The organism is Bacillus sp. FSL W8-0629 (assembly GCF_038593225.1).
GTDB lineage: Bacteria > Bacillota > Bacilli > Bacillales > Bacillaceae > Bacillus > Bacillus altitudinis.
Genome location: NZ_CP151975.1, coordinates 3,428,511 through 3,440,694, shown reverse-complemented (window position 1 = coordinate 3,440,694; position 12,184 = coordinate 3,428,511). Strand labels below are relative to the sequence as shown.

General features: G+C 42.7%; 12 protein-coding genes. 9 read left to right on the top strand and 3 right to left on the bottom strand.

What is annotated here, in order from left to right; genetic code table 11:
- Positions 1-87 precede the first annotated feature (87 nt).
- A complete protein-coding gene (locus NSQ17_RS17810; RefSeq protein ID WP_008343536.1) occupies positions 88-972 on the top strand; it encodes a LysR family transcriptional regulator in 885 nt (294 codons plus the stop codon).
- Positions 973-1,010: 38 nt separating this feature from the next.
- On the opposite strand, the gene NSQ17_RS17805 is transcribed toward NSQ17_RS17810, so the two are convergent.
- Positions 1,011-2,339, bottom strand: coding sequence for an LLM class flavin-dependent oxidoreductase (locus NSQ17_RS17805; protein ID WP_039165237.1), 1,329 nt, complete (start codon positions 2,337-2,339; stop codon positions 1,011-1,013).
- 374 nt (positions 2,340-2,713) lie between these two features.
- Between NSQ17_RS17805 and NSQ17_RS17800 the strand changes: the two genes are divergently transcribed.
- Positions 2,714-3,526 (top strand): zinc-dependent metalloprotease, encoded by an 813-nt coding sequence (locus NSQ17_RS17800; RefSeq protein ID WP_039165240.1) that lies wholly within the window; start codon positions 2,714-2,716, stop codon positions 3,524-3,526.
- A 52-nt stretch (positions 3,527-3,578) separates the two neighbouring features.
- Here the strand turns inward: NSQ17_RS17800 and NSQ17_RS17795 are convergent, their stop codons facing one another.
- Positions 3,579-3,764: a 2-hydroxymuconate tautomerase gene (locus NSQ17_RS17795; RefSeq protein ID WP_008343530.1), complete on the bottom strand. Its 186-nt coding sequence runs from the start codon at positions 3,762-3,764 to the stop codon at positions 3,579-3,581.
- Between the two features lie 107 nt (positions 3,765-3,871).
- On the opposite strand from NSQ17_RS17795, the gene NSQ17_RS17790 reads away from it, so the two are divergent.
- Together NSQ17_RS17790 and NSQ17_RS17785 are read left to right on the top strand one after the other, a co-directional pair.
- The gene (locus NSQ17_RS17790; protein WP_047945771.1) at positions 3,872-4,534 is read left to right on the top strand and encodes a site-2 protease family protein; all 663 of its coding nucleotides are present in this window, start codon (positions 3,872-3,874) and stop codon (positions 4,532-4,534) included.
- 12 nt (positions 4,535-4,546) lie between these two features.
- Positions 4,547-5,065, top strand: a complete 519-nt coding sequence (locus NSQ17_RS17785) for a YwhD family protein (RefSeq protein ID WP_178929786.1) — start codon at positions 4,547-4,549, stop codon at positions 5,063-5,065.
- Positions 5,066-5,190: 125 nt separating this feature from the next.
- Here the strand turns inward: NSQ17_RS17785 and NSQ17_RS17780 are convergent, their stop codons facing one another.
- Positions 5,191-7,260: a transglycosylase domain-containing protein gene (locus tag NSQ17_RS17780; protein WP_178929787.1), complete on the bottom strand. Its 2,070-nt coding sequence runs from the start codon at positions 7,258-7,260 to the stop codon at positions 5,191-5,193.
- Positions 7,261-7,485: 225 nt separating this feature from the next.
- Between NSQ17_RS17780 and speE the strand changes: the two genes are divergently transcribed.
- The 5 genes from speE to argS all read left to right on the top strand — a co-directional run bounded on the left by speE (position 7,486) and on the right by argS (position 11,899).
- Positions 7,486-8,316 (top strand): spermidine synthase, encoded by an 831-nt coding sequence (gene speE / locus NSQ17_RS17775; RefSeq protein WP_017360074.1) that lies wholly within the window; start codon positions 7,486-7,488, stop codon positions 8,314-8,316.
- A gap of 69 nt (positions 8,317-8,385) precedes the next feature.
- Positions 8,386-9,258 carry an agmatinase gene (gene speB / locus NSQ17_RS17770; protein WP_017360073.1) on the top strand — a complete coding sequence of 291 codons (873 nt, stop codon included), beginning with the start codon at positions 8,386-8,388 and terminating at the stop codon, positions 9,256-9,258.
- Between the two features lie 76 nt (positions 9,259-9,334).
- Positions 9,335-9,682, top strand: coding sequence for a hypothetical protein (locus tag NSQ17_RS17765; protein WP_039165250.1), 348 nt, complete (start codon positions 9,335-9,337; stop codon positions 9,680-9,682).
- Positions 9,683-9,806: 124 nt separating this feature from the next.
- On the top strand, positions 9,807-10,229 hold the full coding sequence (locus tag NSQ17_RS17760; RefSeq protein WP_008343509.1) for a DUF1934 family protein: 423 nt from the start codon (positions 9,807-9,809) through the stop codon (positions 10,227-10,229).
- Positions 10,226-11,899, top strand: a complete 1,674-nt coding sequence (gene argS / locus NSQ17_RS17755) for an arginine--tRNA ligase (protein ID WP_008343507.1) — start codon at positions 10,226-10,228, stop codon at positions 11,897-11,899. The genes NSQ17_RS17760 and argS overlap by 4 nt, the downstream gene beginning before the upstream one ends.
- Positions 11,900-12,184 lie beyond the last annotated feature (285 nt).

Here is a 12,184-nt window from a genome sequence, read left to right as displayed (position 1 = left end):
TAATAAGGCAAACCAATAGAAAAGTATAATTAGTAATCATAAATACACGATTCAGATATTTAAAATACAGGGAGAAGAGGGGTTTTCATGGAGATTCGAGCGATACGCACCTTTGCCACGATCGTGAAATACGGAAATTTTTTAAAAGCAGCAGAAGCGCTGAATTATTCTCAGCCAACCATCACTTTGCACATCAAACATTTAGAAGAGGAAATTGGAGAGAAGCTTCTAGAAAGAGGGAAGACCTTAAAGTTAACAGCATCAGGACAGCTTTTTTATGAAAGAGCCAATTCTTTACTCAATGAATATGAGAAATTGACGAAAACACTCCAAGATTTAGAAGTGGGCATTGCGGGGTTCATTCGCATCGGTGTTTCTGAGCCCACTGCCAGCTTAGAATTTCCTGCCCTTATTGCAGAATTCAAGGAAAGGTTTCCGAATGTAGAATTTTCTGTGCAAGTAGCGGATGCGAATACGTTGAGTTCCTTACTTTCTCATGATGAGATTGATTTTGCGATTTGCGGAGCACCAGAAGCTTCGATGGAGAATAGCTATAAGCCTCTTTTTCAAGATGATATCGTGCTGCTCGTCCCGTCTTCCCATCGATTAGCGGAAAAAGGGGTAGTGGAGGTGACCGATTTAAAGGATGAGACCATTTTATTCACGCCACACAATTGCCCCATCCGTATTCAAATCGAACAACAAATCGTCGATGTCATTGGGACCAATTACAATAAGTTAGAGATTACGAGCAGCATGTCCCATAAACATTATGTTCAGGCTGGATTAGGTGTCTCTCTTTTTACACGAACTGCTCATTCCTTTACTCTTCCAGGCACCAAGGTATTAGAAATAAAGGGCATTCATGTTTCCCCGCCAGTTGGTCTATTGAGGAAAACAAATGATTCGCCAGGAAGAGCCGTACTTCAATTCATTGATCTCATCGAAAATCGACTGCATCAACCAACATGAAAAGAGGGGTAGCCTTTGAGCTAACCCCTCTTTCATGTTTATTTCACTGTTTGTTTAAGAAACTGATTCTTCTTGATAGGCAGACCCAAATTTTCACGAAGGGTATGAGCTGGATAATTCGGGTCGTAATATCCTCTTTCTACTAATATCGGGATGACATGCTCCGTCCATTCAGATAAACCGCTTGCTAGAATAGGCGCGCCAAAAATAAATCCATCTGCGGCATCTTCTTCGATCCATTGGATCAGCTGGTCTGCCACTTGTTCATAAGTTCCGAAAAAAGCGCTTTTGGGAGTAGTTACTCGTAGAGCGACTTCTCTTAAGGTCAAGCTTTGTTCTTTCGCCATTTTTTTAATCGATTCAGTTGTGGATTGAAAGCTGTTTGAACCGGCATCACCGATATCAGGAAATGGCTCATCAAGTGGAAATTGACTGAAGTCCAAGTGATCAAAGAACCTGCCCAGGTAATGAAGGGCTTCTTCAATAGAGACCAGATGTTGAATGGCTTCATATTTTTCTTCTGCTTCTTCGACTGTTCTCCCTGTAATCGGGTGGATACCGGGGAAAATTTTGATGTCAGATGGATTTCTGCCCAGCGCTGCGGCTCTATTTTTCACGTCGCGGTAATATGCTTTCGCTTTCTCAAGTGAGTCTGCATTCGTAAATACTGCGTCCGCTTCTTTTGCGGCTAGATCCTTTCCTGCCTCTGACGCACCTGCCTGGAAAATCACCGGTTGCCCTTGTTCAGATCGTTCGATATTCAAAGGACCTTTGACAGAAAAGTGTTTGCCATGATGGTTTAATGTGTGCAGTTTATCCCGATCGAAGAAAACCCCTGTTGATCGATCCCTTAAAAAAGCATCTTCTTCCCATGAGCTCCAAAGGCCGTTCACTACTTTTAGGTATTCTTCTGCAATTTCATACCGAAGTGAATGGCTAGGATGCGGACGAATGATGTGGTTTTCAGCAGAGCCTTCAAGTGGAGAAGTCACAACATTCCATCCGGCCCGCCCTTTACTTAATTTATCTAGGGATGCAAATTGCCGTGCAATGGTAAAGGGCTCACTGTAGGAAGTGGATACAGTGCCCACAAGTCCAATCTGTTTGGTGACCGCAGCAAGAGCGGATAAGATTGTTAATGGTTCAAATCGGTTCAAGAAATGAGGAATTGAATGTTCATGAATATATAAGCCATCTGCGACAAAGACAAAACGGAAACCCGCTGCTTCTGCCTTTTTTGTCATTGCTTGATAATAATCAATGTTCACACTTGCATCTGCTGGAACGGATTCATCCTTCCATGCATTCATATGACCTCCTGGACCATGTAACATCAATCCAAATTGTATGTGCTTTTTTTCAGACATGTGGATCGTCCCTTCTGTTTTGAAATAGCATTGTTTTTATGTTCTTCATCATAAGGGAGAATCGCAAAGAAGTATAATTCGTATCAGTAAAGTCTGAATTTATCTTTTCTAATATCAATTTTTGCTTCTTTATATGGTGTGGCTGGGTCTATAACAGCACTTTAGAAAAAGATGGATGTTTACTAAGCGAATGTCCCGGATCAAAAGTTCTGCTTTTTGATAAAATGTGTTTCAAAATATCCGAAAAATTAGTGAAAATGACATGTTTCGACTTTCTTCCTGTATATCCAATTCCCTGTTTTTGACTGAATAGAAGGAAAATGGTGAATTTTCAGTGAATATATAACCTTGTGAAAAACAAAGGAGGGATAGGAATGAAAAAGCGTTCAGTCTTTTTGTCATTTTTATTGGTAGGTAGTTTGTTACCGGGGGTAAGTTCAGCTTCTGCACCAGTTGCAAGTGCAGGTCATGGGCATGATCATGGTCATGCGCCGTTTGAAACACATATTAGTGAAGGGTTGCCAAAGGCAAACGATTTTAAAGATTTGACGAAGGCACCTCCTATTGAAAGAGATGTGACAACAAAGATTTTAGATGAGTCTGGTAAACAGGTAGGGTCTAGAACCTTTAAAGCAAATACAGGAGATTCGATTTCAACAAAAGCTAGTACAGGCAGTCAGAAAGTGACCGTCTATGCAGTAGCTGATGCGCAGTATCGTGCGAAATATAGTGATTGGCAGACACGCATTGTCAGCATCATTGAGCAAGCGGATGTGACATTTAACCGTGATCATGATGTGGACTTTGTCGTACAAGCCGTAGGGTCTTGGACGTCTTCAGGATCAAATGCATCACAAATTTTGTCTAACCTTCAGCGCAGCTTTGATGGCAGAGGATACGATTTTGTCACAGGATTTACAGCAAATCCAAACTTTGATGCTGGTGGAATCGCTTATGTCTACAATAGTGCACCAAGCGGAAGTGCATTCAGTGTCAACCTTGATCAAGGAACAGCGAATACAGCAAAAGCGGCTACGCATGAATACGGTCATAACTTTGGCTTACCGCACGACCCTCAAGGAAGCGGAATTGTCTGCTTAATGAATTATGATTATTCTTACACTGTCGATTTCTTCGATGCGGCTCATAAAAATCAGGTGAACCGTAATAAAGCTTGGTACAGATAAGGTAAGAGAAAAAAGGACAAACACCGAAAAAGTGTTTGTCCTTTTTATATGCTTACAGGTCGCTCATTCGCTTTCCTGCTACAGCATAATGTTCTTTTTTCATTTCTTCAATAATGACAGAGACTTTCTCTGCACCTGCGCCTGTTGTTTCAACAACGGCATCTGTGACTTTCTCCACAAGAGCTCTTTTCTGCTCATCTGTTCTTCCTTCAAGCATTTGAACGGTGATAATCGGCATGATGGCAACCTCCTTTTTCCTGTAGTGCTACGCTTCCCTTTAGTTTAAGGGACTTCTTATAGTATACTGAATGAAGTAAATCATTGTATAGAAAGAAAGAGGGATTCATGCCTTTGGACCAATTTCTTGTTTATCCATTAGAACTGATTCCATATGTCGCCATTACGCTTGTTGTGGCTTTTACGATGCACGAGCTGGCGCATGCATATGTTGCGTATCGTTTTGGAGATCCGACAGCTAAAAATCAAGGGAGACTGACGCTCAATCCATTGAAGCACCTTGATATTTTCGGGACGATCTTGATCTTTGTAGCTGGGTTTGGCTGGGCGAGGCCTGTACCTGTGAATCGGTACCATTTCAAAAACCCACGTCTCGCAGGGATATGTGTGTCGATCGCAGGACCTTTAAGTAACTTGGTTTTGGCATTTTTGGGCTTTTGTGTGTATGCGCTTCTTCAGAAATTTGGCGGGGAGTCGCTCATGCGCTTTGAGCCGGGGATCGATTATTTCTTCCAAATCTTTATTAACTTGAACGTGATTTTGTTCCTATTTAACTTATTACCGATTCCGCCGCTGGATGGATATCGTATTATTGAGGATGTTGTCAGTCCCGGCATCCGTGCGAAGATGACGCAGTTTGAACAGTATGGAATCATCATTTTCCTCATCTTCGTCATCACACCGCTAGGTCAGTTTGTTTTTGTTCCATTGATCGGAATGCGGGATCAAATCATATACTGGTTTAATCTTATTTTGAAGCCGCTGCTTTAGGAGGTTTAATGAATGGAAGGTAAAAAGAAGAAACCAATTGGTTTTAATATCATTAAAAAAACAGATGCAACGGATGGGCATGGAGGCTTTGGTGCAGGTGCCCTCAGCCTTGATAATATCTCGCCGGTGATCATTGATGTGGAGGAAAAGGAAGCCGTCATTGATATTGGTGCGATGCATGCAAGAAGTGCCGTCGAAAAAGGAATTAAATTTTTAAAAACCAAAGAAGAGGTACCTAACGGAAAACCGTATTGGCTCGTATGGGTGACGATTGACCGCAGAGAAGAGGGGCCGTATTATGCAGGAGTCACAGCTTGTGAAATGACAGTTGACCGCTCGATTCGCAGAGGATATAAGTCGCTTCCTGAGCATGTGAATTTAATGGATAAATCCATGAAGCGTAAAATCGTTGTCAGTCATATGGATGATGGTTCGAAAAAAGTGCTCGCTAATTTCTTGAAGAGTCACAATGAAGCGTTATGGGAAGCATCCACAGATGAATTAAAAGAAGGATTGGCTGTTCCTGAGTAATTGTGAAATTTTTGTGAAGAATGATGAATGGATACCAATTCCAAGCGTTTTTTCAGTAAACTGGTGTTAAAGCTAGGACATGGAGAATCCCGAGATGCAGATCTCGGGGTTTTTCATGTCCATTTTTAACGTTTCAGCCACTTTTCCCACCATTTCTTAGGCTTTTGATCTTGAACAGGTTCCTGCTCAGAGGCTTTGTCCTCAGCACCATAGCAGACACCGGTCGGCTCCGTTCCTTCTATAAAATAGGTAAATACCTTTGATTCGCATCCTGGGCCTGCGAGATCACCGGTTTTTGGATTGATATATACGCCTTTTACACCGTCTGGCGGCATGAAGGAGGAGGCTGGCTGGTTTGCGAGGGCTGATTCCATAAAGGAAGCCCATATCTTTTTCGCATAGGCGGTTTCTTTGACCGAGTCAATGGTGCGTCCTTTATCATAGCCAGTCCACACACCTGTGACGAGCTGGGGAGAGAAGCCGATCATCCAGCTGTCAGCGCCTGTCGTCCCCGATTTCCCTCCATACGTTCTGGTAAGATCTTTTGAAATGGTACGACCTGTGACACTTGTATAGCCATTTAATTGATGATTGAACATCCCTGACATCATGTCAGTGGTGACAAATGCTGCTTTTTCATCTAGTACTTGCTCTCGTTTTTGTTTCTCCTCAAAGAGCACGTTGCCCTTTGCGTCCGTTACTTTCGTAATAAAGGTTGGCTTGACGCGTTTTCCTCCATTGACAAGCATCGCGTAAGCATTGGTCATTTCGATTGGTTTGACAGGTGAAGTACCTAGCGCAAGTGAAGGCACTTGATCTAGTTTTTCGTGAATCCCGAACGTCTTGCCTGCACGTACAAGCTGTTCCATTCCTAAAAATAGATGGGTTTTGACCGCATAAATGTTATCAGATAGAGCCAAAGCCTGAAGCATCGTAATGCCGTCATTGGCGTAATAGCCGTGATAGTTGCTTGGTGAATAAGCAGCGCCGCTTCCTTGATCATCCAGTTCAAAAACAGTTTCTTCACTGCGCATCACGGTTGCTGGTGTAAACCCATTTTGCAAAGCCATGTAATAGAGAAGTGGTTTCATTGTTGAACCCGGCTGTCTTTTCGCTTGTGTGACCCGATTGAATGGGCTTTTCTCGTAATCTCTTCCCCCGATGAGGGCAAGCACATGACCTGTCTGGGGATGAATGGCGGTAAAGCCAATTTGGATACCTGATTCAGAATCCATGATGTTGGTTAAAGTCTTTTCAGCGGTTTTTTGTAATTCAGGTTGTAAGGTCGTTTCGATATGAAGACCATACGTTTCAATTTGTTCCTCGGTTAAGCCCAGTGTTTGTTTCAGTTCACGAATCACGTCATCATAAAAATACGGGGCCTGCTTTGCTTGCAGCTGCTTTTGTTTGAGCGGGCGATAGGACAGCTTTTCCTTGCTGGCATCAGCAGCCGCTTTTTTCGTAATCATGCCATCCTCTTGCATTTGCCTCAGAATCATATTCTTTCTTGCACTTGCTTTCTCCTCATTCACATAAGGGGAGTAGAGAGAAGGACCCTTTGGAATACCGGCAAGCAAGGCAGACTCAGCTAAAGTTAAGTTCTTCGCTTCTTTTCCAAAGTAAAGGCGGGATGCCGCTTCCACACCGTATGCGCCGTGGCCATAATAAATGGTGTTCAAGTATCCTTCCAATATCTCATCTTTTGTATAGTTTTGTTCTAAGCGGATGGTGTAAAAGGCTTCATTCCACTTCCGCTTCCATGTTTTATCATGATCTAAATATAAATTTCGTGCGTATTGCTGGGTGATCGTGCTGGCGCCTTGTACTTTTGCCATTGCACGAATATCTGCCACCGCAGCACCTGCCATTCGTTTCACATCAAAGCCGTGATGCTGATAAAAGGTTTTATCCTCAACCGCGACCACTGCCTGCTGTATATGAGGGGACATGTCCTTTAACGGAACCCAGTATCTCTTTTCTCCAAAGCTCGATTCGCCAAGTTTAGACCCATCGGCTGCATAAATGGTCGTGGATTGGGGAACTTGAACAGAGGGAGCGCCTTGCCACTTAGCTAGTAAAAGAATCGTCAAAAAGACTGTGCCAGCAAATAGAAAAGCGAGCAAGCCGATAAAAAAACAGGCCCGAATCGTTTTCACGGTCATGCGGATTTTTTTATTACTCATGATTGTGTCCATGCAAAGCCCCCATTTTGACGGTTTTTTATCAGTATGGGACAAAGAAAACCGTTTTAAACAGGCGACTGCAAGGGTGTGCTTTAAAAATGAAGTTATCTCATGCGGTTCTTTACAATTTGATACGAATCCACTATACTTTTTTCTTGGACAATCGATATAGTCATAGCCGATAAAAGGCGCTAACAATAGATGTTTGTTTATTATTGGATGAGAGGAAGATGAACAATGAGCGAACTTTGGTATACAGAGAAGCAAACGAAGAATTTTGGCATTACATTGAAGGTGAACAAAACCCTTCACACAGAACAAACAGATTTTCAGCATTTAGAAATGGTGGAAACAGAAGAGTTTGGCAATATGCTGTTTTTAGACGGTATGGTGATGACATCAGAGAAAGATGAGTTTGTATACCACGAAATGGTGGCACATGTTCCTCTTTTCACTCATCCAAACCCGGAAAATGTTCTTGTCGTAGGCGGAGGAGACGGTGGTGTTATTCGTGAAATCCTGAAGCATCCAAGTGTGAAAAAAGCGACACTTGTTGATATTGATGGCAAGGTCATTGAATACTCGAAGAAGTTCCTTCCTTCAATTGCTGGGAAACTAGACGATCCTCGTGTAGAGGTGAAAGTCGGAGACGGCTTTATGCACATTGCGGAAGCCGACAACGAATATGACGTGATCATGGTTGACTCAACTGAGCCAGTTGGACCAGCTGTGAACTTGTTCTCTAAAGGTTTCTATGCAGGAATCTCAAAAGCACTCAAAGAAGACGGTATTTTCGTTGCACAAACGGACAACCCTTGGTTCACACCTGAGTTAATTACAAATGTACAGCGTGATGTAAAAGAAATTTTCCCGATTACCAAGCTATACACAGCGAATATCCCAACATATCCAAGCGGTCTTTGGACATTTACTATCGGTTCTAAGAAGTATGATCCACTTGCTGTAGAAGACAGCCGCTTCTTTGATATCGATACGAAATATTACACAAAAGAATTGCACAAAGCGGCATTCGTTCTGCCGAAATTTGTGAGCGACTTAATCAAATAAATCAAGCGAAGTGGAAATGCGCAAATGACCGTTTGCGCATTTTTTGAAGCGTAAAAGGAGGAATCTTGTATGAGATTCGACGAGGCTTACTCAGGAAAAGTGTTTATTGGAAGTCATCCGACATGGGAAGATGCGAAAGTCATTTTATACGGGATGCCGATGGATTGGACCGTCAGTTACCGTCCCGGCTCACGTTTTGGCCCGAACCGTATTCGTGAAGTATCCATTGGATTAGAGGAATACAGTCCTTATTTAGATCGTGAACTGCACGAGGTGCCATTCTTTGATGCTGGCGACATCCCGCTTCCATTTGGCAATGCACAGAAAAGCTTAGATTTAATTGAAGAGTATGTCGACAGCATTTTAGAAAAAGGGAAGTTTCCATTAGGAATGGGCGGCGAGCATCTTGTGTCTTGGCCGGTTTTCCGTGCGATGTATAAGAAATACCCTGATTTGGCAATCATCCATATGGACGCACATACAGATCTTCGTGAGGAATATGAGGGTGAGCCGCTTTCACATTCGACACCGATTCGTAAAGTTGCAGGACTTATTGGACCTGAAAATGTATACTCTTTCGGCATCCGTTCTGGGATGAAAGAAGAATTTGAATGGGCAAAAGAAGCAGGCATGCACATTTCTAAATTTGAAGTACTCGAGCCATTGAAGCAAGTATTGCCAAAGCTAAAAGGGCGTCCAGTGTATGTGACGATTGACATTGATGTACTTGACCCAGCTCATGCACCTGGTACAGGAACGGTAGATGCTGGCGGTATTACGTCAAAAGAACTGCTGGCATCTATTCATGCCATTGCTGGTTCTGATGTGCATGTCGTCGGTGCAGACCTTGTAGAGGTAGCGCCTGTATATGATCATTCCGATCAAACGGCGAATACAGCAAGCAAACTTTTACGTGAAATGCTGCTTGGATTTGTGAAATAACATTGATAGAGGAGCTTGTCATCTCATATGGACAAGCTCTTTTTTTACATTGGTGACATGATAAAGGAGGCAGGTCGTGTTTTCTTCTGTATTGATGGTATTACTCGCTTTATGTGTGTTAGCGGCAGGCTTTCTTACGCTGAAAAGAGAGCTTGCAGCGAGTACGCCCACGTTCACCTCGAAAAAAGAGACAAAGGATGAGATGGTTCATCTGTTTCAGGATCGAGGCTTTTTCTATCTCACTGGCATAGCGCTGTTGATGCAGTTTGTTTATAAGCAAGGGCATCTTCTCCCATTTGATTTCTTTCAGGCATTTTTGGCAAGTTCAGGCATCCAAGCACTGTTTTATCTCATCAATCGAAAAAGCGCAGGGCTCAAGACTGGACTCGTGATAGGGGTGAGCTTCATTTTTCTTTTATTCTAAAGAGACATGTGAAGATCAAAAATGGGGTTTCATCCACACGAAGATGAGAAATGATGGGATGATAGGCAATCGGGATTATGGTATACTATTTTAGTTAAACGGGTCTTAGCAAAGGAAGTGCAAAATGACACAAAACCAAATTTCAATTCATGTAAAGTCAGTGATGAAACCAGAGACGGAACCGGCTGAAACGATCGAATTCCGAACAACTGGAACGTATCAAGAGAAGAATGACAAAACGTATCTCACTTACCATGAAGAACATGAAATGGGTCAAGTAAAAACTGTTGTCAAAATAAGTGAAAAAGAAATTTTTGTCATGAGATCAGGTGCGATTCAAATGAAGCAGCGCTTTCTCACTGGAGAAACGACCGTGACACATTACACGATGCCATTTGGCACACTTCAACTCGATGTGCACACACATGGTATTGATCTTGATGTAGACAATGGGCTTCTACACATTACGTACGATATGCTGACAGGTGAAGATCAAAAGCATTTACATACATTATCGATTTCATATAAGGAGGATTTACGTTCATGAATATCGCAGAACAGGTCAAAGATGCGTTAAAAGAAGAAATCATTGCGGCAGTCGTCAAAGCAGGACTTGCTGATGAAAGCCAGGTGCCGGATGTTCTTTTGGAAGTGCCAAAAGACAAAACTCACGGTGATTATTCCACCAATATGGCGATGCAGCTTGCCCGCATTGCGAAAAAAGCACCACGTCAAATCGCCGAGGACATCGTCAATGCGTTTGATAAAGGCAAAGCGTCAATTGAAAAACTGGATATTGCAGGTCCAGGATTCATCAACTTTTATATGAACAATCAATATTTAACGAAACTGATTCCGGCAGTTCTTGAAGCAAAAGAGGCTTATGGTGAAACGAATACAGGCGGCGGTCAAAAAGTGCAAGTCGAATTCGTCTCAGCCAACCCAACAGGTGACCTTCACCTTGGACATGCCCGCGGCGCAGCTGTAGGGGATTCTCTTTGCAACATCCTTGATAAAGCAGGCTTCGACGTGAGCCGTGAATACTATATCAACGATGCAGGCAATCAGATCAATAACCTTGCTCTATCTGTAGAAGTGCGCTACTTTGAGGCGCTCGGTCTTGAAAAAGAAATGCCAGAGGACGGGTACAGAGGAGAAGACATCAAAGGCATCGGGCAGAAACTTGCGGATGAATTTGGTGACCGTTTCGTGCATGAATCAGAAGAAGAGCGTATGAAATTCTTCCGTGAGTACGGTTTAAAATATGAACTAGAAAAACTACGTGTCGACCTAGAAAATTTCCGTGTCCCATTTGATGTGTGGTATTCTGAAACGTCTTTATATGAAAACGGAAAAATCGAACCAGCGCTAGAAACACTTCGCGCTAAAGGCTATGTCTTTGAAGAGGACGGCGCAACATGGTTACGTTCAACTGATTTTGGTGATGACAAGGACCGTGTCCTGATTAAAAAAGACGGCAGCTTTACGTACTTGCTTCCAGATATCGCATATCACAAGGACAAATTGGACAGAGGTTTTGACCAGCTCATCAACATTTGGGGGGCCGACCATCACGGCTACATTCCTCGAATGAAAGCGGCGATCCAAGCACTCGGATATCCAGCGGACAAACTGGAAGTCGAAATCATTCAGCTCGTTCACCTTTACAAAAACGGTGAAAAGATGAAGATGAGTAAACGTACAGGTAAAGCCGTCACAATGCGTGACTTGATTGAAGAAGTAGGCTTAGACGCCACTCGTTATTTCTTTGCAATGAGAAGTGCGGCGACACATATGGACTTTGACCTAGACTTAGCGATTTCTACGTCTAACGAAAACCCTGTGTACTATGCACAATATGCACATGCGAGAATTTGCAGCATGCTTCGTCAAGGGGAAGAAAAAGGCTACGAGCCAAACCTTGAAAAAGCAGATTTCTCTCACATTCAGTCTGATAAAGAATACGATCTTCTGAAAATCATCGGCAGCTTCCCAGAAGTTGTAGCAGAAGCAGCAGAAAAACGTATTCCGCACCGCGTCACAAACTATATCTATGATCTAGCATCAGCCCTTCACAGCTTCTACAATGCCGAAAAGGTCATTGATGTTGAAAATGAAACAAAAACAACAGCACGTCTATCGCTGATGAAAGCAACACAAATTACGCTTGCGAATGCATTAAAACTTATCGGCGTATCTGCGCCAGAGAAGATGTAGTGGAATGAAGGAAAGCCCCGCTCTATTTTATGAGCGGGGCTTCTTTATATAAAAAACCCGCTATTCTCGAGAGATAGCGGGTTTTGAACATTAACCAAGCGTATTAATAATGTTAGAAATAGAATCGAATAATTGACTAAGTACATCAGAGAACATAGAGCGTATCCTCCTTTCAGAAAGCATGTAGTATGTGCGTGTCATAGGAATTACCCAAGTGTGTTAATAATGTTAGAAATAGAATCAAATAATTGGCTAAGTACATCAGAAAACATAGTTTGTATCCTC